General features: G+C 57.7%; 24 protein-coding genes and 5 tRNA genes. 23 read left to right on the top strand and 6 right to left on the bottom strand.

The genetic code is table 11. From position 1 onward, the window contains the following. The first annotated feature begins 6 nt into the window (after positions 1–6). The 4 genes from HUV30_RS05580 to cobI are packed head-to-tail and all read left to right on the top strand — an operon-like array spanning position 7 to position 3,651. Entirely contained in the window at positions 7–1,098 is a 1,092-nt protein-coding gene (locus tag HUV30_RS05580; RefSeq protein WP_174404426.1) for a FecCD family ABC transporter permease, read from the top strand. Next, positions 1,095–1,892: an ABC transporter ATP-binding protein gene (locus tag HUV30_RS05575; protein WP_174404425.1), complete on the top strand. Its 798-nt coding sequence runs from the start codon at positions 1,095–1,097 to the stop codon at positions 1,890–1,892. The genes HUV30_RS05580 and HUV30_RS05575 overlap by 4 nt, the downstream gene beginning before the upstream one ends. Beyond that, positions 1,885–2,907 carry an ABC transporter substrate-binding protein gene (locus tag HUV30_RS05570; RefSeq protein WP_243452083.1) on the top strand — a complete coding sequence of 341 codons (1,023 nt, stop codon included), beginning with the start codon at positions 1,885–1,887 and terminating at the stop codon, positions 2,905–2,907. The genes HUV30_RS05575 and HUV30_RS05570 overlap by 8 nt, the downstream gene beginning before the upstream one ends. Positions 2,908–2,919: 12 nt before the next feature. Continuing rightward, complete coding sequence (gene cobI / locus HUV30_RS05565) at positions 2,920–3,651, top strand: precorrin-2 C(20)-methyltransferase (RefSeq protein WP_174404424.1); 732 nt, start codon at positions 2,920–2,922, stop codon at positions 3,649–3,651. Between the two features lie 87 nt (positions 3,652–3,738). On the opposite strand, the gene HUV30_RS05560 is transcribed toward cobI, so the two are convergent. From HUV30_RS05560 to HUV30_RS05545, 4 genes are all read right to left on the bottom strand, one after another. Next, on the bottom strand, positions 3,739–4,050 hold the full coding sequence (locus HUV30_RS05560; protein WP_174404423.1) for an antibiotic biosynthesis monooxygenase family protein: 312 nt from the start codon (positions 4,048–4,050) through the stop codon (positions 3,739–3,741). A gap of 373 nt (positions 4,051–4,423) precedes the next feature. Beyond that, positions 4,424–5,044 (bottom strand): LysE family translocator, encoded by a 621-nt coding sequence (locus HUV30_RS05555; protein WP_174404422.1) that lies wholly within the window; start codon positions 5,042–5,044, stop codon positions 4,424–4,426. A 135-nt stretch (positions 5,045–5,179) separates the two neighbouring features. Beyond that, positions 5,180–6,493: a Y-family DNA polymerase gene (locus tag HUV30_RS05550; RefSeq protein ID WP_174404421.1), complete on the bottom strand. Its 1,314-nt coding sequence runs from the start codon at positions 6,491–6,493 to the stop codon at positions 5,180–5,182. A 32-nt stretch (positions 6,494–6,525) separates the two neighbouring features. Further along, the gene (locus HUV30_RS05545; RefSeq protein WP_174404420.1) at positions 6,526–7,128 is read right to left on the bottom strand and encodes a LexA family protein; all 603 of its coding nucleotides are present in this window, start codon (positions 7,126–7,128) and stop codon (positions 6,526–6,528) included. A gap of 126 nt (positions 7,129–7,254) precedes the next feature. Between HUV30_RS05545 and HUV30_RS05540 the strand changes: the two genes are divergently transcribed. From HUV30_RS05540 to HUV30_RS05520, 5 genes are all read left to right on the top strand, one after another. Beyond that, positions 7,255–8,130 carry a cobalt transporter gene (locus HUV30_RS05540; RefSeq protein ID WP_174404419.1) on the top strand — a complete coding sequence of 292 codons (876 nt, stop codon included), beginning with the start codon at positions 7,255–7,257 and terminating at the stop codon, positions 8,128–8,130. Positions 8,131–8,573: 443 nt separating this feature from the next. Further along, positions 8,574–9,530, top strand: a complete 957-nt coding sequence (locus HUV30_RS18520) for an urease accessory protein UreH domain-containing protein (RefSeq protein WP_174404418.1) — start codon at positions 8,574–8,576, stop codon at positions 9,528–9,530. Positions 9,531–9,539: 9 nt separating this feature from the next. Next, positions 9,540–9,992 (top strand): MarR family winged helix-turn-helix transcriptional regulator, encoded by a 453-nt coding sequence (locus tag HUV30_RS05530; RefSeq protein ID WP_373869324.1) that lies wholly within the window; start codon positions 9,540–9,542, stop codon positions 9,990–9,992. Position 9,993: 1 nt separating this feature from the next. Continuing rightward, positions 9,994–10,578 carry a manganese efflux pump MntP gene (locus HUV30_RS05525; protein WP_174404417.1) on the top strand — a complete coding sequence of 195 codons (585 nt, stop codon included), beginning with the start codon at positions 9,994–9,996 and terminating at the stop codon, positions 10,576–10,578. Positions 10,579–10,684: 106 nt separating this feature from the next. Then, positions 10,685–11,692 carry a BMP family lipoprotein gene (locus tag HUV30_RS05520; RefSeq protein ID WP_243452080.1) on the top strand — a complete coding sequence of 336 codons (1,008 nt, stop codon included), beginning with the start codon at positions 10,685–10,687 and terminating at the stop codon, positions 11,690–11,692. Positions 11,693–11,758: 66 nt separating this feature from the next. Here HUV30_RS05520 and HUV30_RS05515 read toward each other — a convergent pair whose 3' ends face one another. Further along, on the bottom strand, positions 11,759–12,322 hold the full coding sequence (locus HUV30_RS05515; RefSeq protein ID WP_174404416.1) for a CD3072 family TudS-related putative desulfidase: 564 nt from the start codon (positions 12,320–12,322) through the stop codon (positions 11,759–11,761). Positions 12,323–12,465: 143 nt separating this feature from the next. On the opposite strand from HUV30_RS05515, the gene HUV30_RS05510 reads away from it, so the two are divergent. After that, complete coding sequence (locus tag HUV30_RS05510; protein ID WP_174404415.1) at positions 12,466–15,192, top strand: ATP-binding protein; 2,727 nt, start codon at positions 12,466–12,468, stop codon at positions 15,190–15,192. Here the strand turns inward: HUV30_RS05510 and HUV30_RS05505 are convergent. Continuing rightward, complete coding sequence (locus HUV30_RS05505) at positions 15,189–15,935, bottom strand: TlyA family RNA methyltransferase (RefSeq protein WP_174404414.1); 747 nt, start codon at positions 15,933–15,935, stop codon at positions 15,189–15,191. The two genes, HUV30_RS05510 and HUV30_RS05505, sit on opposite strands and share 4 nt — an antisense overlap. 211 nt (positions 15,936–16,146) lie before the next feature. Here HUV30_RS05505 and rpmE point away from each other — a divergent pair, with 211 nt between their 5' ends. The 13 genes from rpmE to secE all read left to right on the top strand — a co-directional run bounded on the left by rpmE (position 16,147) and on the right by secE (position 23,069). Further along, the gene (gene rpmE, locus HUV30_RS05500) at positions 16,147–16,359 is read left to right on the top strand and encodes a 50S ribosomal protein L31 (protein WP_174404413.1); all 213 of its coding nucleotides are present in this window, start codon (positions 16,147–16,149) and stop codon (positions 16,357–16,359) included. A 197-nt stretch (positions 16,360–16,556) separates the two neighbouring features. Next, positions 16,557–17,483 carry a DUF1385 domain-containing protein gene (locus HUV30_RS05495; protein ID WP_243452097.1) on the top strand — a complete coding sequence of 309 codons (927 nt, stop codon included), beginning with the start codon at positions 16,557–16,559 and terminating at the stop codon, positions 17,481–17,483. Beyond that, a complete protein-coding gene (gene prfA / locus HUV30_RS05490) occupies positions 17,483–18,553 on the top strand; it encodes a peptide chain release factor 1 (RefSeq protein WP_174404412.1) in 1,071 nt (356 codons plus the stop codon). Before HUV30_RS05495 ends, prfA begins: the two co-directional genes overlap by 1 nt. 1 nt (position 18,554) lies before the next feature. Continuing rightward, positions 18,555–19,439, top strand: coding sequence for a peptide chain release factor N(5)-glutamine methyltransferase (gene prmC, locus HUV30_RS05485; protein ID WP_174404411.1), 885 nt, complete (start codon positions 18,555–18,557; stop codon positions 19,437–19,439). A 134-nt stretch (positions 19,440–19,573) separates the two neighbouring features. Next, the gene (lpxC, locus tag HUV30_RS05480) at positions 19,574–20,491 is read left to right on the top strand and encodes a UDP-3-O-acyl-N-acetylglucosamine deacetylase (RefSeq protein ID WP_174404410.1); all 918 of its coding nucleotides are present in this window, start codon (positions 19,574–19,576) and stop codon (positions 20,489–20,491) included. A 392-nt stretch (positions 20,492–20,883) separates the two neighbouring features. Continuing rightward, a tRNA-Thr gene (locus tag HUV30_RS05475) sits at positions 20,884–20,959 on the top strand. 3 nt (positions 20,960–20,962) lie between these two features. Next, positions 20,963–21,048: transfer RNA gene (locus HUV30_RS05470), tRNA-Tyr, on the top strand. Positions 21,049–21,103: 55 nt separating this feature from the next. Continuing rightward, a tRNA-Gly gene (locus HUV30_RS05465) sits at positions 21,104–21,179 on the top strand. Positions 21,180–21,216: 37 nt separating this feature from the next. Further along, positions 21,217–21,292: transfer RNA gene (locus tag HUV30_RS05460), tRNA-Thr, on the top strand. A 52-nt stretch (positions 21,293–21,344) separates the two neighbouring features. Beyond that, positions 21,345–22,538, top strand: coding sequence for an elongation factor Tu (gene tuf / locus HUV30_RS05455; RefSeq protein ID WP_174404409.1), 1,194 nt, complete (start codon positions 21,345–21,347; stop codon positions 22,536–22,538). 3 nt (positions 22,539–22,541) lie between these two features. Further along, positions 22,542–22,691, top strand: coding sequence for a 50S ribosomal protein L33 (rpmG, locus tag HUV30_RS05450; protein WP_174404408.1), 150 nt, complete (start codon positions 22,542–22,544; stop codon positions 22,689–22,691). Between the two features lie 17 nt (positions 22,692–22,708). Further along, positions 22,709–22,785 (top strand) — tRNA-Trp (locus HUV30_RS05445). Positions 22,786–22,820: 35 nt separating this feature from the next. Further along, entirely contained in the window at positions 22,821–23,069 is a 249-nt protein-coding gene (gene secE, locus HUV30_RS05440; RefSeq protein ID WP_174404407.1) for a preprotein translocase subunit SecE, read from the top strand. Positions 23,070–23,081 lie beyond the last annotated feature (12 nt).

The raw sequence follows: 23,081 nt of genomic DNA, 5'->3' as shown, positions 1-23,081 counted from the left end.
CATTTAATGACCGCCGTCACCGGAAATAACGCGCAGCACCCGGCGCAGACAGAAAGCCGCAGCAGGCGTTTTCGCCTTACGGCTCTGTGCGCGCTGGCTGCCTGCGTCGTCTCGGTGGCGGCGGCCTGTCTTTTCGGCCCCGTGGATATTCCCGCAGCCAAGGTGTTTTCGCTGCTCTGGCTCAAGCTCTCCGGAACTGAGGCAGATAGGGCGGATGTTGCCGCAACTCTTGTGGTATGGGACATCCGGCTTGGCAGGATTGTGCTTTCACTCATGGTGGGCGCGGCGCTGGGCATGGCAGGAACCGTATTTCAGGGCATTCTGCGCAACCCGCTGGCAGACCCCTTTACACTGGGCGTTTCCAGCGGTGCGGCATTCGGTGCATCGCTCGCCATCATGCTGGGCGTTTCCGCCACACTGCCGCTGCTGCCCTTTGTGGGTACACTGCCCGCAGCCGCCATGACCGGAGCGCTTGCCGCCCTGTTTGCCGTCATCATGCTCGGCCGCTCCGGCGGCAGGCTGCGCCGCGAATCGCTGGTGCTTGCCGGTGTGGTAATTGCCTCCTTCCTTGCCGCGCTCATTTCGCTGGTCAAATCGCTGGATGAAGAATCCGTGGCATCCATTGTCTTCTGGATCATGGGCAGCCTGCAGGGGCGCGGCTGGCGCGAATGTGCACTGGTTCTGCCGTGGTTCGGCATCGGCTGCCTGCTCATCTGGCGCTTTTCGCGCGAGCTGGACATTCTCGCCCTCGGTGATACGCAGGCCAGACAACTGGGAATGAACGCCGACCGTGTACGCCTGTGGCTGCTCATCGGTGCCAGCATGCTCACGGGCGCTTCCGTTGCAGTTTCCGGTGTCATCGGGTTTGTGGGCCTTGTGGTGCCGCACCTCATGCGCATGGCGCAGGGCGGCGAGCACAGGCCGCTGCTGGTCAGCTCCGCCCTTGCGGGCGGCCTTTTGCTGCTCTGGTCCGACGTGCTTGCACGCACCATACTGCCCGAAGGTGCCGAGCTGCCCGTGGGCGTTGTCACCGCCCTGCTCGGCGGCCCCTTCTTCTGCCTGCTGCTCAGACGGCGCATGCGTGAGGACGGCATATGATCAACCTGCGCAACGTCACCTGCGGCTATGCCGGACAACCCGTGCTGCGCGATGTGAACCTGACAGTCCAGTCCGGCGAGATGGTCGGCCTGCTCGGCCCCAACGGCAGCGGCAAGACCACCCTGCTGCTCACCCTTTCCGGCGTACTGCCTCCCATATCCGGCGAAATGCTGCTGGATGGTGCGGAAACCTCTGCCCTATCACCAGCCAAACGGGCGCGGGGCATTGCCTCCGTTCCCCAGCGGATGGGCGAACAGCCGGATATGGAAGCCTTCTCGCTCGTGCTGATGGGCCGTTATCCTTACATATCCTTTCTTGGCGGCTACTCCGCCGAGGACAGGGATATCGCCGCAAAGGCCATGCAGCTGACCAGCACGGCGCACCTTGCGCACCGCTCCGCACTGACCCTTTCCGGCGGCGAATTCCAGCGGGTACTCATAGCGCGCGCCCTTGCCCAGCAAACACCCTGCCTGCTGCTGGACGAAGCCACATCCGGCCTCGACATTGCGCGCAAGGTAGAGGTGTTCCGCCTGCTGCACGCACGGCATGCACAGGGAACCACGGTCATTTCCGCCATTCACGACCTGAACACGGCGGCGCTCTATTGCGAGCGGCTCGTCTTTCTGAAGCAGGGCCGCATAGTACTGGACGGCCCCGTGCAGGACGTATTTACCGAACAGCACCTTACGGACATTTATGAAACCCGAATCCATATCGTCTCCCACCCCGTCACGGGAGCACCGCAGGCATGCCTTTCTCCCCTTGCCTGCATGCCGGAGAAGCACAATGGCTGAACCCCGCACCGCCACATCCCTGCTCCGACCCGCGCCGCGTCCGGGAAGGCACACCTCCATAACCAGATTGATGATTCCAGTCCTCATGCTTATCGGCCTGCTGGCTGCCTTTGTGCTGACCATGCCGGTCAGCCTGCGGGCGGAAACCGCCCCGAACCGTCCGAGCATCGTGGATGATGCAGGAAGGACCATAACCCTGAACGCACCTGCCCGCCGCATCATCGCCCTGTACGGCGGATTCAACGAAATACTTGCCTCCATGGGGCTTGAAGACCGCATCATCGCACGCACCAAGGCAGACACGCAGCCTGCTTCCATCGCCGCGTTGCCCTCCATCGGCACACACATGCGCCCCAATACGGAAATCATCACCGCGCTGGGGCCGGACTGCATCCTGCAACTCGGCGGACGCAAGCAGGCATCGGAAACACAGCAGATTCTCGAGAGTCTGGGGTTTCCTGTTGTCTTCTTCCAGCCATCCAGCTTTGCGGAACTCTTTGACGTGATACGGCGCATAGGCGTGCTGACCGATTCCCCGCAGGCCGCGCAGGCCCTTGTTGCGGGCATGGAAAAACGCCTTGACGCAGTGGCGCGCGCAGTGGCACACGAACCGGCCCGCCCCACGGTATTTTTCGAGGTGCGCTACCCCAACCTGCTTGGGGCCGGTGTACGCTCCATCGTCAGCGACATCGTGACCCATGCGGGTGGCACCAATGTTCTGGCCAACGACATGAAACTTGTCCGCCTGAGCGAGGAAGAGCTTATCCGGCTCGACCCGCAGGTATATGTCATGCAGACCGGCCCCATGAACCCTACCCCTGTGCCCATGCACGAGCGGGTTCACTTTGCCACACTGCGTGCCGTCAAGGACGGCAGACTGCTGACAGTGGACGAGCATGCCTTTTCCCGCCCCGGCCCCAGAGCCGTGGACGCGGTGGAGGAACTTGCGAAATTCCTGCACCCGCAGGCATTTGCCGGAACGGCATTCGATATCAATCAGGGCGCACGCCCATAGAGAGCAGATAGTATGACAGCAAGCACTCCCGCCAAGACGGGTACACTCTACGGCATAGGCGTCGGCCCCGGCGATCCCGACCTGCTTACCCTGAAGGCCACCAAGGTTCTCGGCACGGTGGATGTCATCTTTGCCGCATCGTCCACCAAGAACGACTATTCCACCGCGCTGCAGATCGTGGCCCCGCACCTGCGCGAGGATGTGGAAACCGTCATGCTCGGTTTTCCCATGACCCGCGACAAGGCAGCCCTTTCCGCCGCGTGGGAAGCCAACGCCGAAACCGTTGCCAGAGTGCTGGATTCCGGCAGAAGCGGTGCCTTTCTCACCCTTGGCGACCCGCTCATCTATTCCACCTTCGGCTACCTGATGCGCACCCTGCAGGCAGGCAGGCCCGATACCGCCATTGAGATCGTGCCCGGCATCACCTCGTATCAGGCTTCCGCCGCACGCACCTGCACCATTTTGTGCGAATCAGACGAAAATCTGCTGCTCATGTCCGGCGTACGCGATACCGATTCGCTGCGCAGCATGCTCACGCAGGCCGACAACAGCATCATTCTGAAAACCTACCGCAACTTCGAAGCCATCCGTCAGGTTCTGGACGAGGCAGGCAAAAACGGCGAAACCGTATTCGTCTCCCGCCTCGGCATGGAAGGCGAGCAGATTGTCCGACGCATTGCAGAGGCGCCGGAAAAGCCCCACTACTTCTCCCACCTGCTCATCCCCAAGGCAAAGCGGAACTAGACCTCACTGTTTTTTCCGGGCCATGAAACAACAAAAGCCGGCTCCCTTGCGGGGTCCGGCTTTTCTTCTTTTCTCTGTCCCTGACTATCAGGCGAGGCTGCGTTCCAGCACCTTGTAGTGCCGGACGGTCAGATCAGGCTCAATGCCGTACAGTTCATCTTCAGGGTACAGCTTGGCCACTTCGATATCTTCGCCCACGAAGTCGGCAACCGCCTCAAGCGACTTCCAGTAGGTAATGAGAACAATCTCCACCTTATCGCCAAGGCTGCGGTCCATCAGTTGAAAGCCCATGTACCCCGGTGCCGAAAGAATTTCGCGCACGCCGGTTTTGTACAGGTAATCCAGAAAGCCATCCTTGTTCTGCTGAGGACACAAACACTTCCACTCACGTGCGTACATGATACACCCTTCACTGCCCTCCCTGCTGGAGCGGCACACCCTTGTATCCGGTAATTGCGTTCACCGGACTATGTTTGATCGCGTTGCAGCGCGCCGTAGCATGCACACGGCTGCACACGGCTTGGACCCCAAACCCGAAACGAACAGATACGAAACTGGTACGACACAGGCACGGCACAGCGCGCGGCACAGACTGACCGCCGACACTCCTCACCGCACAGTCCGCCTTTCATCCATTCCTGTTCTGCTCTCGAAACACACGCAGCGCAATTCCGTCAAGCACTGCGACGTTCCTTGGCACATTATGCCCCGATTCCGTCCGGCTTGCGGGAATCGCTCCCCCACCTGCCTGCGGAACGCGCGGGGCGCAAAACTATCTGCGGCTGAAGGCCAGCGCCCCGCCGGCAAGAAAGAGAATGCCACCTGTGACCCGCCCCTGCAGATGCGCCATGCGTCTGCGCACAAGCCAGTTCACAATGCGGGAGCCGCACGCGGCATAGGTGCCTGCGCTGCTCAGCTGCAGAACGAAAAAGGAAACGCCCAGAATGAGGAACTGGAGCGTATAATTGCCCTCCGGCCTGATGAACTGCGGAAACAGTGCCGTGAAGACCAGAATGGATTTGGGATTGGACATGCCCGTGGCAAAGCCGAGCGCAAATTGCTTGCGGGCGGAAACCGGACACGCCGATTCGCGCAGGTTCATCAGCGAAGAGGCAGCCCGCCAGTTTTTCACGCCGAGCACGAACAGGTAGACCACACCGGCCCACTTGATGATCTGGAAAAACATCTGGGAACTTTGCACCGCCGCGCCCAGACCGACATACACGATGCACATCTGTATGATGTAGGCGGATGAACCGCCCAATATGCCGGGCGTGGTACGCCAGAATCCATGACGCACCCCGGAAGACATACAGAACAGGGTCATGGGGCCGGGAGTGTAGGCGATGACCGTCATGAGAAGCGCATACGCAAGCCACGTGGAAAGAGCCATATCAAATCCCTCCGGAACCGGCCCTTCTGCGGGCCGTAAACGGAAGGCATCATTCGCCTCTGGGGGCGTTATGTCAATGATGCAGCATCATATGCGCCTGCCATGAACACCGCGCCGCACGGCAGTGATACACAATCAGCGCACCACGGCCAGTTCCTTCCAGTCCGTCGTATAATGAGGCGAGCGGAATTCCTGCCGCATCTGCCATTCCTTTTTCACGCCTCCGGCGGCAAATTCCACGGTTCCGCGTCCGAAGCGGGCGTTGATGGCATCCGTAGCCCGCATCAGGGTATCGCGTGCCTTGTCCCTGTCCGTTTCGCCGGTCATGCAGTCCAGCAGGTTGTACTGCCCGCCGTACTTGGGCTCCAGCCCCGACAGCATCACCCCCACCTTTTTGTACCGGTAGCCTTCCTTGAACAGGGCATCGAGCAGGGCCTTGCCTTCCTGCAGCAGAAATGGCGTATAATCCGTAGGGCGCGCAAGGTTGCGGGTCTGAAAACTGGAATACTGCGCCTCTTCCTTCTTGAACGAGTTGGTCCTGACAACCACACCCACCGTATGCGCCACCAGCGATTCGCGGCGCAGTTTTTCCGCCGCGCGGGTCATGTAATCGGCAACCGCCTCATGCGCCTCGGCATACGTTTCAACCGGCCTGCCGAATGACCGCGAAGAAACAATAGAACGCCGTGGAGCCGGTGCCGCGTCAAGGTCCATACAGGAAATACCCCGCAGCTCCAGCACGGTATGCAGGCCGGTCACAGTCATGTGTTTACGCACCCAGTAATCCGGCATGTCGCGAAGCTGGCGGGCGGTATGCACCCTGTGTCCGGCCAGCATGTCGGCGTAGCGCCTGCCCACGCCCCACACATCACCCGCAGCCACCGTATCCAGAATCCTGTCCACTGCCGCCGGAGTATCCCAGTAACGGGAAATGTCGAACACGCCCTCGCAGGCGGGAATTTTTTTGCCCACACGGCCGGCTATCTTGGCAAGGGTTCTGGTCGGCCCCATGCCCACGGAAACGGGAATACCCGTCCACTGCGCCACCTGCCCGCGCAGGTCCTGTGCATAGCGGGCAAGGTCGCGGCTGCGAAATCCATCGAGCCGCAGAAAGGCCTCATCAATGGAATAGACTTCCATATCCGGCGAAAAGCTGCCGAGCACCTGCATGACCCGCGACGACATATCGCCATACAGGGCATAGTTCGATGAAAAAACCGTCGTTCCTGTGCGTTCCATCATCTGCTTGTGCTTGTAGTATGGCGCGCCCATGGGGATGCCCAGCGTCTTCGCTTCGTTGGAACGCGCGATAACACAGCCGTCGTTGTTGGAAAGCACGACCACAGGCCGGTTCACAAGATCCGGCCGGAACACTCTTTCACAGGAACAGTAGAAATTGTTGCAGTCCACAAGGGCATACACGGGCAAGGACGAAGCAGCGACAGTCATGAATGGCTCCTGTTCAGCAGGCACAGCCCCAGTTACAGCGAATGAATGACGGAGGTAACCACCCCCCACACCTCGAACTGTTCCACGCCGGTCATATCCAGCGGCGGATAGGCCGGATTTTCCGGCCGCAGCACCGTCATGCCGTCGCGCATCCACAGGCGCTTTACGGTAAGTTCCCCATGCACCGCCGCAATGACCACGCGGTTATGCACAGGGGGTATGGACCGGTCCACCACCAGAATATCCCCGTCGTGAATGCCCGCACCGAGCATGGAATCCCCCTGTGCGCGCACAAAAAATGTGGCAGGCGGATTGCGCACGAGGTATTCGTTCAGATCGAGCCTGCGTTCTATGTAATCATCCGCCGGAGAGGGAAATCCGGCTGCGACGGGATTGAGAAACAGGGGACGGCAGTTGCGCTGCACCACGCCCGCGTGCTCTTCAGAATCCCCGCAGCAGCGACAATCGGCAGCCAGCTCCTGAACGGAATACCCCGTTTCAGCACAGACCGGTTCAGCACAGACCGGTTCGGTGCAGACCGAGTCGGTGCAAAACGGTTCGGCCGGAAACCACACCCGCGACCGGATCGAAACGCCATGGCGCGCGTCACAGCTTGCAGAAAGTGCTTGTTTCATGAAAAATCTCCCTGTACGGACGTTGACGCGGCCTCAACCGGCCGCCCCGACCTGATACCGTAGCACTATGAACCGGACGCGCGAAGCCAACGCAACCAAGGTCCCCTTAAACGAACGGAACAGATCATGCCGTCCATACGCCACACATCGCGCGGGCGCCTTGCCGCGCTCGACCCCCGCCTGAAAATCATGCTGGCGGGCTGTTTTGGTGTGGCCACATGGCAGGTGGACAACACCACGCTCGGCATTTACGCCTTTGTTCTCTGGCTGATATGCGCACGGGCAGAGTTCTTTACCCGCGACCGCTGGCCCATGTTCCGCGCCTACCTGCTCTTTGTGCTGCTCTGGGTGCTGCTTAAATTCACTCTGGATACCCTGCCCTTCATCACCGCTCCGCTCATGGCCTCCCCCATCGGCCCCCTTGCCGTTCTGGCGCCCGGCCCCTTGGCCGTGACACCGGCAACAGGTACGGGGGGAGCGACGGCAATGCTCCCGGATTTCATACCCGGCCTCATGCCCGATCTTCTATTTCCGCCCCTCGGCCTGCTGCGCCAGACCGCCATGGACGCCGCCCTTCTGGGTCTGCGGCTGTGCGTGCTCATCGGGCTTGGCCTGCTGCTGGCGCTGACCACCTCTCCCCGTCAGCTTGGCCTTGCACTTTCATGGTTTCTGCGCCCCGTACTGGGCAAGAATGCATGGAAAACCGCCCTGTCGCTGGCGCTGATGATCCACTTTCTGCCCCTCGTGCAGACCACCTTTGCACAGGTAAAACAGACCATCAGATTGCGGCAGCCCAAGCGTTCGCGCTGGGAACGGTTTCTGCTGGTTCCGCAGGCCACGCTGCGCCTGCTTGCCCAGAAAACATGGAGCCAGACGGTTGCCGTGGCCGCCAGAGGGCTGGATTCCCCCGAGGCGTGGGTTCCCCACTTTCCTCCCCAGCCGCTCAACTGGATACTCGGCTTTCTCATGGCGGCTGCGGGTCTTCTGCCGCTGGCCATGTAACCGGCCGAGCTGCCCTGCCGCGACTGTTCATCGTTACATTCTTCGTTGGTCAATTTTCCAGCCTGCGGCTGGTTATCCTTCCTTACGGCATCCACATATTCTTGCGGTTATTCGCCCGACCATCCGCTCGGCAACCATCCGAACAGTCCTCCGCACGTCCGTCCGAACAGTCCTCCGCACATGCATCCGATCGACCGTCCCAATATTCGGCTGATCGTCCCTCCAACTATTCGCCCAGACATTCGCCTGACCATTCTTTCAACCGTACTGGCGGCCCCTCTACTCCGATAGATCCTTCTGCGGCATACTCCGGCATGTCCCTCGACCTCCCCGACATTTTTGCAGGTAGCATGACGACATTTTAGTTTGATGCACATTTATCTTGACGCTCAAACTAAATTTCCGGTAGAGCCGAGGCATCTCAAATAATCACCGAGGTTCACATGGAATTCGATCATGTCTTTATCGTCGCCCTGCAAAGCAGTCTGTTTCTCGGCCTCATTCACGGTATAAATCCCTGCGGCCACTCATGGCTGGTTCTCGCCCCCTTCGTGTATGGAGAACGGAACGGCAAGCGGGTATTTTCCCTGACATCGGCCTTCATCATCGGCACATCGCTGGCCTGCCTTGCCATCGGCCTGACCCTGGGTGCGGTTTCCATGAGTCTGCCTCCCGAGATCAAACATATTACGGATCTGGTTACCGCCGGAGTGCTGGTGCTGCTTGGCATCGTTCTGATCATCCGGCCCGATTTGCTGCATCATCATGACCATGATCATGACCACGGTCACGAGCACAAGCATGACCATCATGCGCACAATGGGCATGACCATGAACACGACCACCAGTGCTGCTGCCAACACAATGATGCGCACGGCCATGCCGATCATGACCACGAAGAACACACGCATACGGACAACTGCGGATGCGGGCACCACGACCATACTAAGGCCACCGCCGGAAACAATGCGCATGCATCCGGACACGACCATGACCGTAAACACGCGCACACGCATGATCCCGCACACGGTCACGATCACGCCCATGGTCACGATCACGGTTGCGGCTGCCAGCACGCCCCCCGCCTGCGTTCCGTCACCTTCTGGGGACTGCTCGTCTTCGGGTTCATGAACATGATCGTTCCCTGCCCCACAGTGGCAATCATGTACTCCTACGCCCTTGATTCGGGCGATGCGTTCAAAAGCACCGCCGTTTTCGCAAGTTATGCGCTGGGTACCGCCATAGCGCTTGCAGGTGTCATCTATGCCATCTATAAGGTGGCGAACGCCATGCGAGCCCTCAACCGCCCGTGGCTTGAACCGCTGATCATGCGGGTTGCGGGCGTGCTTACCGCAGCCTTCGGTATATACAGCTACATGGCGGATGCCGCTTACTTTTAAGGAGCTTACGTGAACAATTCGGAAATTCCGGATGCCGATGTAACCCATGCCCTGAACCACGCCCTGAACCATGCCATTGTCGAGTTTTATGAAAAGCTCTCGTCATGGGAGCACGACGTGGTGCGGGAAAAGGGGCTGACCCTGCCGCAGGTGCACACCCTGGAAATTCTGGGCATCCACCGGGCCATGCAGATGAAAGAGCTTGCTTCACGCATGGGCATAACCACGGGTACGCTGACCGTTCTCGTGGACCGGCTGGAAAGCAAGCGGTGCGTACGCCGCCGACCGCACGACAGCGACCGGCGTTCCATTATCGTGGAACTGACCGACGAAGGCATGACACTTTTTGAAGAACACGACAGACTGCACATGCAACTGACCGAAAGCCTTACCGCCGGTCTTGACGCCGAATCGCGAACCACTCTTCTGCGTTGCCTGCAGACTATGAACAGGACATTCTGATATGGATGGAATAGAACTTCTTGCCCTTGCCGTGGCGCTGGCCATGGATGCCTTTGCCGTTGCCATCGCCACGGGCGTACAGCTCAAATGTGTTGATCCGCGCCAGACTTTCCGTCTTGCATGGCACTTCGGCCTGTTTCAGGCGCTCATGCCCATACTCGGCTGGTTCCTCGGCCTGACCGTGCGCGGGTTCATCGAATCTTACGCACACTGGATAGCCTTTGCCCTGCTCGCATGGATAGGCATCCGCATGCTGAAGGAAGCCTTTGAAACGGATACGGAAGAGGCAGAACGCTGCGATCCCACAAAGGGCATGTCGCTGATCATGCTCTCCGTGGCCACCAGCATAGATGCTCTGGCCGTGGGTCTTTCCATGTCCGTGCTCGGTGTCTCCATATGGTATCCCGCAAGCATCATAGGTGTTGTGGCGCTGGTTTTCACTGCTGCGGGCATGCACATTGGCAGGCTCATCGGCGGGGCAACGCGCTTCGGCCAATATGCCGAGGTGCTGGGCGGCACCGTGCTGCTGCTCATCGGCCTGCGCATCCTTTCGGAGCACGGGGTATTCGCGTTTTTGCAGGGGTAGCCCCGCCCGCGTCCAACAACCTGACGCGATTGCATAAAACCCCGCAGCACGGTATCATCTTTCAACTGAGGGTGTCTTCCCGATCATCTTGCCGAAGGGGGTTTACATGCGATTGCGTTTTCTGTTGCCCTTTGCCGCCGCTGTGCTGCTCATTCTCTGTCTTCCGATGTTTGTCCTTGCGGGCAGCGCCAAACCGGTAGTCGGTTTCGTCACCGGTGCGGGCGGGCTTGGGGACATGTCATTCAATGACAACGCCTATGGCGGCCTTCGTCAGGCCCAGCAGGAGTACGGGTTCACCCTCAAGGTCCTGGAGGCCGATGCCACCGGCACAGCACCGGCCGACAAGGTGAAAGACCTTGTGGAGCAGTGCGACATTCTTGTGCTGCTCGGCGCCCAGCATACCCGCCATGCCCGCGAATATGCCCCGCAGTATCCGGACAAGAAGTTCATTTTTTATGAAGAAAAGGTGGCAGGCATACCCAACCTTGCCTCCATCATGTTCCGTCAGCATGAAGGCGCCTATCTTGCGGGCGCACTTGCAGGCAAAGTTAGCAAGACAAGGCGCATTGCCTTTCTCGGCGGCACCTACATTCCGCCCGTGGTCGCCTTTGCGCAGGGTTTTCTCGAAGGCGTGAAGGAAGTGGCCCCAGATGTCATTGTGGACATCCACTACATCAGCGGCCCCGGCGATTTTTCCGGCTTCAGCAATCCGGACAAGGCCTTTGAAATGGCCCGGAAGATGTATGCGGACGGCGTGGATATAATCTTTGCCGTAGCAGGACTCAGCGGGAACGGGGTAATCGAGGCCGCCCGCAGGACAGAGGGTTGCTATGCCATAGGGGTGGACTCCGATCAGGACGACATGGCCCCCGGCAAGGTGCTCACCAGCATGGTCAAGCGGCTGGATGTGGCAACCTACCTGCAGGTTTCCCGTGCCGTTTCGGGTGAATTCAAACCCGGCGTCTCCGATTTCGGCCTCTCCGACAACGCAGTCACCCTCACTGACATGCGCCATACCAGAAACATCATCACCCAGCCTGTCATTGACCAGATAAACGAACTGCGCCGCAAAATCATTTCCGGCGAAATCGTGGTTACCGACCTGCGCCCCTAGAACACGGCAGTATCCAATATAGTAAATGAAAGAGTCCGGAGCGTGCGCCCCGGACTCTTTTTGCATTTATTCGTTGCAGCCGAGAAATGCGCTGAGCGCTTCCGGCATGGCCGTTTCCTCTGCTTCGTTTCCCACCCCGTACAAGGCAGGGGCAGCGCAACCGCGCCGTTCAAAACAAGCCAGCAATTCATCAATCCATATGCCGCGCCCGCCACGTTTTGCCGTGGCCACATCGGGATCACAGGGCCTGCCGCCCCACTCCGGATGATCATAAATCTGCCGCACTCCGCAGCAGGGGCTGCCTTCTACGCCGAGCAGACCGGCGATTTCCACACCTGCCGAGGCATACATAACCGCCTGATCGACAACCGTTTCGGCAAGCCCCGCACAGTGCCTGCGATACGCCGGAGTATCGTACTGCCCCTTGGACTGCCACCAGCGTTTGGGGCCCATGTGCAGGAACTCGGGACACGGCAACTGCACCACCCCGCAGCCGGATTCGGCCAGCGCCTGCATGACAGGAGCATGGCATGCGGCATAGCGTGCCAGCCCGTCGACCTTGGCATTTGCATTAAGCAGACAGTGGCACACAAATACCACACGGTTGCCGCGTGAATCTGAAAAAGGCATCCCAAACGCTCCTTTGTCACACAATCTTAGTTGAACCGTCAGAGTATAGTACGGGAAATCGCGAAAAAAGTGCTGATCCCGCATGTACATTATTGGCAAATGGACAGGAGAGATATAGAATACCAGCACACCTTACGCAACTTATGCCAAATACAATACACAATCGCCTGCGCGCCCGGCTGAACATGGGCCTCACCTGCATTCTGGGCAGCTGTCTGCTCATTTTCGGCACATTCGTTCTTTCAGAGCAGCATGCGCAACTTGTACGTGCGCTGAGGGAGCAAGGCAACCATATGGCGCAGGTTGTTGCCCGAAGCAGCGTCAACTATATCCGGAAATACAGCTACTTTCTTCTGGAGGAACTGGCGCAATCAGCCGCCCGCTCGCCAAATGTCGCATATTGTGAAATCAAGGATGCACAAGGCCGGATACTGATCAGAGCAGAAAACACGCAATCTTCCAGTACAACAGAAACACCGGACAAAGCCCCCCCACTGCTCATTGTCAGTTCCCCCATCATCCCGGACACCATAGACGCCCACGGACTTTCCCCCCTGCCTGAAGCGGCAGCACTCTCCGGAGAAGCACAGTCCGGCTCGGCCCCCCTTCTCCCTTCGCCTGCCGACAAACTTTCCGCAACGCGCCAAAAAGTCACCACATCTTCCCCCCCTCCGTCACTCGGCACTGTTGAAATGGGCATGTATCTTTCCCCGCTCAACAGCGCACTCATCAAACGTGCTTCGCAGATGGGCCTTATGCTTGTGGTGTTTCTCCTCTTCGCCTGTGTTGTGCTCAATCTGTTTCTCAATACGCTGGTGGTCAACCCCGTCCGGAGTCTGGCCCAGCTTGCCAGAGACATCTCAAACCGCAAGTTCCGCACCCTGCCGCCACCCGAAAGAGAGGACGAACTGGGTCAGCTGACCAATGACTTCAACACCATGAGCACATCGCTCAAGGAACTCTACGACGACCTTGAACGTAAGGTTCAGGAACGTACCGAGCGGCTTTCTCTGGCCAACCGTCAGCTGCGCATAGCCTTTGCCCGCGAGCGGGAACTTGCCGAAGAGGCAGCCCAGGCGAACAAGGCCAAAAGCCGTTTTCTCGCCTCAATGAGTCACGAAATCCGCACCCCTCTCAACTCCATTCTGGGCATGGCTGACCTTCTCTGGGAGACAAGGCTCACACATGATCAACGCCAGTATGTGGATATATTCCGCAACGCCGGTGAAAATCTCGTAGGCATTATCAACGACATTCTCGATCTTTCGCGCATTGAAGTGGAAGAAATGCCCTTTGAATGCATTAGCTTCAACCTGCGCCAGACCATTGACGACGCCATACGCATATCCGCCCATCCCATTTTCCGCAAAGGGCTCGACTTCGGCGTACATATTCCCCCCGATCTGCCTGAAAACCTCATCGGCGACCCCAAGCGGATACGCCAGATTCTTCTTAACCTGTTCGGCAATGCCAGCAAATTCACGAACCGCGGCGAGATTGAACTGACGGTTGAATCAACACTTGAGCCCAGAGAATCCGGCTTGCCCATGGCCTTTCTGCACTTCAAGGTGCGCGATACAGGCATAGGCATTCACAAGGACCACCACGAAACCATTTTCGACCGCTTCACGCAGGCCGATTCCTCCACTTGCCGCCAGTATGGCGGAACCGGACTGGGTCTCACCATCAGCCGCCTGCTCTGCGAACGCATGGGCGGATGCATATGGCTTGAATCGGAACCGGGTAAAGGCAGCACCTTCCATGTCCAGCTGCGTCTGGAGTGCGCAGGTGTGGAAACACCGCCAGTCCGGCTTCTGGAGGGAAAGGTAGCCCTGGCGCTTTACCCCAAAGAACTTACGGCCGGTTCACTCTGCGACCTGCTCAGCGGACTCGGCGCAACCTGCAACACCGCGTATTCGTTTGAAGAAGCTGAAGACTGTCTGCGCCGGCACACCATCGACCTGCTGTTCATTGACGAGCAGCTCCCCATCGACCAGACCTGCCTGCTTTCCGGCATTGCGGACAGGCAGAACAACCGGGCGCGTACATTCCGGCTCTGCAGCAGACTGATGAATGATAATGAAGTGCATGCCTGCGGATGTGCGATGTTGCAGCTTCCGGTACTACGCGGCAGCCTGCTCAACGCCTTCAGTCAGGAAGGGGCCATACGCCCTGTGGCGTTTGTGCTTCCCCCGCTGGAAACAGCCCCCGCTTCCGGGGAACAGGATGAGCAGGAGAAACAAGGGGGCCAGGGAGAAACGGCGCAAACAACAGAGCAGTCATCCCCGACGCCTCTGCCCGGACAGACCGTGGCGGGTTCTGAGCTAGGCGCCGTATCGGGGCCGTACGATACAGCGTCAGGCGAGACAGTTGGCGGGACAGTTGGCACTGTTCACGGAGCATCTTCTGATGCAAATACCGGACATGGCACCGGAACAGGCACTGAAACGGACACCGTAACTGGCGACCATACCGTTCCCAGACTGCTAATAGTGGAAGATAACGAGTCGAACAGAACCCTGCTTGAGCTGTATCTGAAGACGATTCCCCACCATGCTTCCTTTGCGGACAACGGCGAGCAGGGACTACTGTTGCTGAAAAACGGGGAATTCGATCTGGTCTTGATGGATGTGGAAATGCCGAAGATGGACGGACTCACGGCCACGCGGCTCATCCGTCAGTTCGAGAATGAAACCGGACGCAGGCGCACCCCCGTAGCTGCCATTACAGCCCACGCGCTGCCCGAGCACAAGGCGGACAGCATAAACGCCGGATGCGATTACCACATCACCAAGCCGCTGAAGAAAAAAGAACTTCTTGCACTCATTGAGGATGCATTGAAAAGGCCGCCTGCCGCTGCAGACGCCTAGCCCTTTTTCATGTAGGCGATGAACTCCTGATTCCCCTTGGGCCCTTTGATGCTCGAAGGCACCACCCCCTCAATGGTCAGGCCAAGCTGCTCGCGAGCAAAGCTGCACACCTTGTCTATGGCTTCCTGATGCAGTTCGGGGTCGCGCACCACGCCCTTGTCCGTGCGGTCCGGTCCCAGTTCAAACTGGGGCTTTATCAGCACGGCGAGCACGCCGCCATCCCGCATGAACTGGACACAGGGAGGAAGGATAAGCGTAAGCGAGATGAACGAGACATCTGCCACGACAACATCCACCGGTTCGGGAATGAGGTCGGGAGTTGCAAGACGGAGATTCGTGCGTTCCATATTGATGACACGCGGGTCCTGCCGCAGTTTTTCATGCAGCTGGCCATAGCCCACATCTGCCGCGTACACCCGGAGAGCCCCGTGCTGCAACAAACAGTCCGTAAACCCTCCCGTTGACGCGCCGGCATCAAGAGCCACCAATCCTTCAACAGTAATACCGAAGTGCTCGATGGCCGTGAGCAGTTTATATGCCCCGCGGCTCACGAAACGCTCCACGCCGCGCACCTCGAATTCCGTTTCAAGATCAAGCTTCTGCCCGGGTTTCTGCACCGGCTCCGGAACGCCGTTCCGCAACAGGTACACCTGCCCTGCCATGACAAGGCGCTTGGCCTTTTCACGGCTTTCCGCAAGTCCTGCTTCATGAATCAGTTGATCTGCCCGCTCTTTCTTTGCCATACTCTCACACCTTGACATTGCGCTCTGGGAAGCATACCTCGACCTAGCCGGATGTTTTAGCTCATACCAACCGGCGGGAAAGCCTGAAGTCGCCACCTGCGACAGGGCTACTACATCAATGGATTACATGGCACAACAAATAATTCCTTGCCTTCCTGTTCTGATTACAGTATGAGCTTCCGTTCTGCATCTTCCGTGAGGAGTATATATTATGAAGACTGACATCCATCCCAAAGTGTACCTGGCCAAGGTAACCTGCGCATGCGGTTACGAATCCGAACTGCGCACTTCCAAGGCCGCTGAAGTGGCAGTGGAAATCTGCTCCCAGTGCCACCCCTACTACACTGGCAAGCAGCGTCTTCTTGACACCGCTGGCCGTATTGACCGCTTCAACAAGAAGTACGCCAAGTTCCAGAACAAGTAGCTCGTCTCTCGCAGTTACAGTGGCCGTGGTCCGGCACCGTCGGACAACGATTTTTCCTCCCCGGAAAGCATCTTTCCGGGGAGGAGTGTTCTATTGCTGCAGCGAGGCCCAAGGTGAGCACTAAAAGCAACGTGATCAGGCACATCATTACCGCATTGGGCGCATCTGCCCGATGCACCGTCGGCGGCCAGGCCGTGATGGAAGGCGTAATGATGCGCAACAAAGACCGGTTGTCCATCGCAGTCCGTCGTCCTGACGGGTCCATTGTCGTTGACAACCGCCCCTGGTTTACTTTCCCGGGCACGGATTTTCTCAAACGCCCGTTCGTCCGCGGTTTTCCCATTCTCATTGAAACGCTTGTCAACGGCATAAAGGCGCTGAACTATTCGGCAACGCAGGCTGTTGATGAAGAGATCGACGGAGAGATCAAGCCCTGGCACCTTGCCATGACCCTTATCTTCTCCATTGTTCTTGCTCTTGGCCTGTTCGTCGTATTGCCGCACCTTTTCTCACTGGGCATGAAGTTTCTGGGCCTTGGCGGCGATGCTGACGGCCTGAGCTTTCATGTATGGGACGGCATTTTCAAATTCGGCATATTTCTCGCCTACATCATTGGCATTTCCTTTATTCCGGACATCAAGCGCGTCTTCCAGTATCACGGCGCCGAGCACAAGGTTATCTGGACCTATGAAGACGGCTATGCCGTCACACCCGGTTCGGCCAGCCTGCGCAGCCGCCTGCACCCGCGCTGCGGCACCACATTCCTGCTGTTTGTGCTGTCCATTGCCATCATTCTGCACACCATACTGGTTCCCGCGCTGCTGCTGATCTGGAGCCCCGAAAGCATGTGGGTGAAGCACAGCTTCATCATCGTGCTCAAGCTGGGACTCATGGCTCCCATCAGCGCCATCGCCTACGAGGCGATCAAGTATTCGGCAAAGATCAACGACACCTTCTGGGGCAAGATCTTCAGCGCTCCCGGCATGCTTCTGCAGATGCTGACGACCAACGAGCCGGATGAACAGCAGCTGGAAGTAGCCATTGTCGCCCTCAAGGAAGCCCTCGGCGACGATGCCGAAGCCGAGTTGCACGCCCCTGAATATACCGTTTCGGAGAAAAACTGATGTTTTCCAAACTCGAAAATCTGGAACGTCGATTCGAAGACCTTGAACAGCAGCTCAGTTCCCCCGAAGTCTTCGGGGATCAGGATCGTTACCGCCAGCTGACCAAAACCCATTCAGACCTCAAGCTTGTGGTCGATGCGTTCCGCAAATACCGCAAGATGAAGCAGGACCTTGAAGAAAACAAGATGCTGCTTCGCGACAGCGACCCTGAAATGGCTGAAATGGCCCGTGAAGAAATCAAGGGAATTGAAGCAGCCCTGCCTGAAATGGAGCACGATCTCAAGATCCTGCTGCTGCCCAAAGACCCCATGGACGAAAAGAACTGCATTCTCGAAATCCGTGCAGGTACCGGCGGCGACGAAGCAGCCCTGTTCGCGGGCGACCTGTTCCGCATGTACAGCCGCTATGCGGAAGCCACCGGCTGGCGCATGGAAGTGCTGGAAACCAGCGAGACGGGTACGGGCGGCCTCAAGGAAGTCATCGCCATCGTCAAGGGTGACAAGGTATACAGCCGGCTCAAGTTCGAATCCGGCATCCACCGTGTTCAGCGCGTTCCCGCAACGGAAACGCAGGGCCGCATCCACACTTCCGCAGCCACGGTTGCCGTTATGCCCGAAGCAGACGAAGTGGACCTGAACATCCGCCCCGAAGACCTGCGTTTCGACGTGTACCGCTCTTCCGGCCCCGGCGGCCAGTCGGTTAACACCACCGACTCCGCAGTGCGCGTAACACATATTCCCACCGGCCTCGTTGTCTGCTGTCAGGATGAAAAATCCCAGCACAAGAACAAGGCCAAGGGTCTGAAGATTCTGTCTTCCCGCCTGCTCCAGCTGGAACAGGACAAGCAGCATGCCGAACAGGCCGAAAAGCGCAAGCTTCTGGTCGGCAGCGGTGACCGCTCCGGTCGCATACGCACCTACAACTTCCCGCAGGGACGTTGCACGGATCACCGTATCAACCTGACCCTGTATAAGCTGGATGCCATTATGGAAGGCGATCTCGAAGAGCTGCTCGACGCTCTGGTAACGCACGACCAGACCGAAGCCCTGCAGGCTCAGGCCGAGGCCTAGGATGGCCGTAGCCAGACCTGCGCAGCTTACCATACGCAATATCATCACGGCCTTCTCGGAATACCTTTCCGGGAAGGCCGTTGATTCTCCGCGCCTGTCCGCAGACCTGCTGGCCATGCATGTGCTCGCGATCAGCAGGCTCGACCTTATCACCGAACCACACAGGCAGGTCTCGGAAGCTCACTGGCAAGCTATCGCCGACCTCGTAGAAAGACGCGGCAACGGCGAACCGGTGGCTTACCTGCTCGGCTCGCGTGAATTCTACGGACGGGATTTTGCCGTTTCCCCCGCCACACTCATTCCGCGTCCTGAAACGGAACACATCATAGAAGAAGTAGTCAGGCGCTTCTCGGGCAAGGGGCGGTTCATATTCGCCGACCTCGGCACCGGTACGGGATGCATAGCTACGACTATTGCCGCAGAGCTTCCCGACGCAATGGGCATTGCCGTGGACCTGTCGGCGGACGCACTGGCCGTTGCCACCGCCAACGCGAGAACCCACGGTGTGGCCGACCGGTTGCTTTTTCTCAACGGCGACTTCACATCCCCCCTTTTCCGCCACACAAGCCTGGACTGCATAGCCACCAATCCGCCGTATGTCAGCGAAGCCGAGTATGCGGAACTCAGCCACGAAGTTCGCGATTACGAACCTCGCACCGCACTGGTTCCCGGTGAAACCGGCCTTGAGCATGCGGCTCTGCTCATCCGCAATGCACAGGACTGGCTCAGGCCCGACGGCATATTTATAATGGAGATGGGCTATACACAGGCAGGGCCCAACCTATCCTGTTTTGGCGATGCACAGGGCATATGGCACGGTGAAAAAATCATCCGCGATCTGGCCGGACTTGACCGCATGGTCTTTGCGATTCGCTCCCGCAACTAGTGTAAAAAAGCAACACGTTGCTGAAAAAACACACTCAACTCCGCAAAAACCACAACACCGCAACCTGTAATTCCGGCTAGTTACAAGCACATCCCTCGCGGCATGTTTTTTGCTTTAGAGACGTCGGAGGCTGTATGAAACAGACAACGATCAAAAAAGCAATCGGATGCTCCGGCATCGGACTACATAGCGGCAAAGTGGTGAAGCTTTCTCTTTCCCCTGCGCAGGAAGACACCGGTGTGGTATTCCACATCCACGGTGAGCACGGGGTAAAGGTCATCACTCCCGAACCCAATGCAGTTGTGGCCACAGGGCTTGCAACAACGCTGGGCCTTGACGGTGCTTCCGTAGCTACGGTCGAACACCTTCTCGCCGCCATCGCCGGCCTCCAGATCGACAACATCAGAATTGATATCGAAGGCGGAGAAGTGCCGATCATGGACGGCAGCGCCGCCTCCTTCGCGTTCATGCTCAGAGATGCAGGCATAGCCCGCCAGAGCCGAAACCGCGTTGTGCAGCGCATCAAGAAGTCCATCAACTTCGAAAGGGACGGCAAGTTCATCAAGGCCACCCCTTACAACGGCCTGCGCATAGACTACACCATCGATTTCGACCATCCGCTCATCGGCCGCCAAACCATGAGCCTTGAAATAACTCCCGCCACATTTACGCAGGAAATCGCCAAGGCCCGGACCTTCGGCTTCATGCGTGAAGTGGAATATCTGCACAAGAACGGCCTTGCCCTTGGCGGATCGCTGGATAACGCCATCGTGCTGGACGAATACTGCGTGCTCAATCAGGACGGCCTGCGGTTCGACGACGAATTCGTACGCCACAAGATTTTGGACTTCATCGGCGACATGACCATGCTGGGCACCCCCCTGCAGGGTCACTTTGAGATCTTTGCCTCCGGCCACGCACTCAACAACCAGTTCCTCCGCACTATTAATGATAATGCAGAGATCTATCTGGAAACGGTTGAACTGCACGCCTTCACCCCCGAAAGGGCGAATGCAGAATCCCACGCCGGTCAGGCCGTTATCGCCGCCTAGCACGAACCATAATGCGTTTGAGAGCCGCTCTTACGGGCGGCTCTTTTGTTTTGCAGGCTCCCAGTCACGCATATTTATGCCTGAAACAGCCCGGAAACCAGCGGCAAATCACCTGATAATCATTGTTTTGAAAAGAAAATGGCGTACGGTGCATTTTTCGCTTGCGTGTTTATGCCGGGTTGTATAAAAGCCCCCTACGTGAAGCGTGGGCCCTGCAACGCAACTGTCAGTAGACAAAGTTAAATGGCAATCGAAGCCCTTTTTCGAAGCCGGAATCAGCATGTAAACCCAATGGTTTTACCGAGAATCCCAAGCTACGAAAAAAAAATTCAAAAAACGCCATTTTTTGCTTGCCAAATGTTCGAGTGAAATATAAACACTCAACCTCGTTGGCTGGCGTAGCTCAACTGGCAGAGCAGCTGATTTGTAATCAGCCGGTTGCGGGTTCGAGTCCCATCGCCAGCTCCACGTGGAGGGGTTCCCGAGTGGCCAAAGGGAACAGACTGTAAATCTGTCGTCGTACGACTTCGGAGGTTCAAATCCTCCCCCCTCCACCACACGACGCTGACAAAGCTGTAGGAGACATACGTCGGAGAACTACGGCATTACGATGCGGGAATAGCTCAATGGCTAGAGCATCAGCCTTCCAAGCTGAGGGTTGCGAGTTCGAGTCTCGTTTCCCGCTCCACCTACGCTTGAGTTCTCCCCTACAGTTGAGTATAGAAGCCCACATAGCTCAGTAGGTAGAGCGCGTCCTTGGTAAGGACGAGGTCAGCAGTTCAACTCTGCTTGTGGGCTCCATTTTTTATTTTCGGTGTAAAATCGAGAACAACATCGCCAGGGAGAACTACTCATGGGTAAGGAAAAATTTACTCGTACTAAGCCGCACGTTAACATCGGCACCATCGGTCACATTGACCATGGCAAGACCACTCTGACTGCAGCCATTACCAAGTGCGCTGCCATGATCAGCGGCGGCAAGGCTATTGCATTCGACGAAATCGACAAGGCTCCTGAAGAAAAGGAACGCGGTATCACCATTGCTACCGCTCACGTCGAATACGAATCTTCCAAGCGTCACTACGCACACGTTGACTGCCCCGGCCACGCCGACTACATCAAGAACATGATCACCGGCGCTGCTCAGATGGACGGCGGTATCATCGTAGTTGCAGCCACCGACGGTCCCATGCCCCAGACCCGTGAGCACATCCTGCTCGCTCGTCAGGTTGGCGTTCCGTCCCTCGTCGTGTTCATGAACAAGTGCGACATGGTTGACGACGAAGAACTGCTGGAACTCGTAGAAATGGAAGTTCGCGAACTTCTTTCTTCTTACGACTTCCCCGGCGACGACATCCCGGTTATCCGCGGCTCCGCTCTGAAGGCTCTTGAAGCTGAAAGCGCTGACGATCCGGCTGTTGATTGCATCAAGGCTCTTCTCGACGCTTGTGACTCTTACATTCCTGAGCCCGAGCGCGAAATTGACAAGCCCTTCCTGCTTCCCATCGAAGACGTGTTCTCCATCTCCGGCCGTGGTACTGTTGTTACCGGTCGTATCGAGCGCGGCATCATCAAGGTTGGCGAAGAAGTGGAAATCGTGGGCATCCGTCCCAACCAGAAGACCACCTGCACCGGCGTTGAAATGTTCCGCAAGCTGCTCGACGAAGGTCAGGCTGGCGACAACGTTGGTCTGCTCATCCGTGGTATCAAGCGTGATGAAGTTGAGCGCGGTCAGGTTCTCTGCAAGCCCGGCTCCATCAAGCCCCACACCAAGTTCAAGGCAGAAGTTTACGTTCTGTCCAAGGATGAAGGCGGCCGTCATACCCCGTTCTTCACCGGCTACCGTCCCCAGTTCTACTTCCGTACCACTGACATCACCGGCGTGATTGCTCTGGACGAAGGCGTGGAAATGGTAATGCCCGGCGACAACGCTGTGTTCAACGTAGAACTCATTCACCCCATCGCAATGGAAAAGGGTCTTCGCTTCGCTATTCGTGAAGGTGGCCGTACCGTTGGTGCAGGTGTCGTGTCTGAGATCGTGGAGTAAGTCATGCGCGTTAACATTCAGCTTGCTTGCACCGAGTGCAAGCGGCGCAATTACGCGACCGACAAGAATAAGAAGAACACTACCGGTCGTCTGGAGCTGAAGAAGTATTGTCCCTGGGACAAGAAACACACGCTCCATCGCGAAACCAAGTAAGGTAGTTTCGATAAAGCAGGGGTGTAGCTCCAACGGCTAGAGCGCCGGTCTCCAAAACCGGATGTTGCGGGTTCGAATCCCTCCACCCCTGCCACTTTTTCTTCTTACCCCCTTTTCGGTGAGGCGACCATGGCGAATAAGCACTCTAAGAAAGCTGAAAAAGCCCATGATTCCCAGTCGGGAGTTGAAAGCAAGATTTCTCAGCTCAAAGAGTACTTCGAAGAATCCCAGGTTGAAATTAAGAAGGTAGTCTGGCCTTCCCGGAAGGAGACGATAACCACAGGCGTAGCAGTGCTGGTGCTTGTTGTTATCATGTCTCTTTTTCTGGGTGTAGTTGATCTGGGACTTACGAAGCTCGTTGAATACATCCTTTCCTAAATTGGACTGTCC

It is taken from the genome of Desulfovibrio subterraneus, assembly GCF_013340285.1.
GTDB lineage: Bacteria > Desulfobacterota > Desulfovibrionia > Desulfovibrionales > Desulfovibrionaceae > Halodesulfovibrio > Halodesulfovibrio subterraneus.
The sequence above is the reverse complement of the archived record's forward strand: the minus strand, read 5'-3'. Positions and strand labels throughout refer to the sequence as shown.

What these genes read in the sequence shown, in the direction of transcription:
- cobI (WP_174404424.1), top strand. Translation starts at nt 2,920, where the DNA reads ATGACAGCAAGCACTCCCGCCAAGACGGGTACACTCTACGGCATAGGC.
- rpmE (WP_174404413.1), top strand. Translation starts at nt 16,147, where the DNA reads ATGAAGACTGACATCCATCCCAAAGTGTACCTGGCCAAGGTAACCTGC.
- tuf (WP_174404409.1), top strand. Translation starts at nt 21,345, where the DNA reads ATGGGTAAGGAAAAATTTACTCGTACTAAGCCGCACGTTAACATCGGC.
- HUV30_RS05520 (WP_243452080.1), top strand. Translation starts at nt 10,685, where the DNA reads ATGCGATTGCGTTTTCTGTTGCCCTTTGCCGCCGCTGTGCTGCTCATT.
- HUV30_RS05505 (WP_174404414.1), bottom strand. Translation starts at nt 15,935, where the DNA reads ATGGCAAAGAAAGAGCGGGCAGATCAACTGATTCATGAAGCAGGACTT.
- HUV30_RS05580 (WP_174404426.1), top strand. Translation starts at nt 7, where the DNA reads ATGACCGCCGTCACCGGAAATAACGCGCAGCACCCGGCGCAGACAGAA.
- lpxC (WP_174404410.1), top strand. Translation starts at nt 19,574, where the DNA reads ATGAAACAGACAACGATCAAAAAAGCAATCGGATGCTCCGGCATCGGA.
- HUV30_RS18520 (WP_174404418.1), top strand. Translation starts at nt 8,574, where the DNA reads ATGGAATTCGATCATGTCTTTATCGTCGCCCTGCAAAGCAGTCTGTTT.
- secE (WP_174404407.1), top strand. Translation starts at nt 22,821, where the DNA reads ATGGCGAATAAGCACTCTAAGAAAGCTGAAAAAGCCCATGATTCCCAG.
- HUV30_RS05555 (WP_174404422.1), bottom strand. Translation starts at nt 5,044, where the DNA reads ATGGCTCTTTCCACGTGGCTTGCGTATGCGCTTCTCATGACGGTCATC.
- HUV30_RS05540 (WP_174404419.1), top strand. Translation starts at nt 7,255, where the DNA reads ATGCCGTCCATACGCCACACATCGCGCGGGCGCCTTGCCGCGCTCGAC.
- HUV30_RS05515 (WP_174404416.1), bottom strand. Translation starts at nt 12,322, where the DNA reads ATGCCTTTTTCAGATTCACGCGGCAACCGTGTGGTATTTGTGTGCCAC.
- prfA (WP_174404412.1), top strand. Translation starts at nt 17,483, where the DNA reads ATGTTTTCCAAACTCGAAAATCTGGAACGTCGATTCGAAGACCTTGAA.
- HUV30_RS05575 (WP_174404425.1), top strand. Translation starts at nt 1,095, where the DNA reads ATGATCAACCTGCGCAACGTCACCTGCGGCTATGCCGGACAACCCGTG.
- HUV30_RS05560 (WP_174404423.1), bottom strand. Translation starts at nt 4,050, where the DNA reads ATGTACGCACGTGAGTGGAAGTGTTTGTGTCCTCAGCAGAACAAGGAT.
- HUV30_RS05510 (WP_174404415.1), top strand. Translation starts at nt 12,466, where the DNA reads ATGCCAAATACAATACACAATCGCCTGCGCGCCCGGCTGAACATGGGC.
- HUV30_RS05525 (WP_174404417.1), top strand. Translation starts at nt 9,994, where the DNA reads ATGGATGGAATAGAACTTCTTGCCCTTGCCGTGGCGCTGGCCATGGAT.
- prmC (WP_174404411.1), top strand. Translation starts at nt 18,555, where the DNA reads ATGGCCGTAGCCAGACCTGCGCAGCTTACCATACGCAATATCATCACG.
- HUV30_RS05545 (WP_174404420.1), bottom strand. Translation starts at nt 7,128, where the DNA reads ATGAAACAAGCACTTTCTGCAAGCTGTGACGCGCGCCATGGCGTTTCG.
- HUV30_RS05495 (WP_243452097.1), top strand. Translation starts at nt 16,557, where the DNA reads ATGGAAGGCGTAATGATGCGCAACAAAGACCGGTTGTCCATCGCAGTC.
- rpmG (WP_174404408.1), top strand. Translation starts at nt 22,542, where the DNA reads ATGCGCGTTAACATTCAGCTTGCTTGCACCGAGTGCAAGCGGCGCAAT.
- HUV30_RS05570 (WP_243452083.1), top strand. Translation starts at nt 1,885, where the DNA reads ATGGCTGAACCCCGCACCGCCACATCCCTGCTCCGACCCGCGCCGCGT.
- HUV30_RS05550 (WP_174404421.1), bottom strand. Translation starts at nt 6,493, where the DNA reads ATGACTGTCGCTGCTTCGTCCTTGCCCGTGTATGCCCTTGTGGACTGC.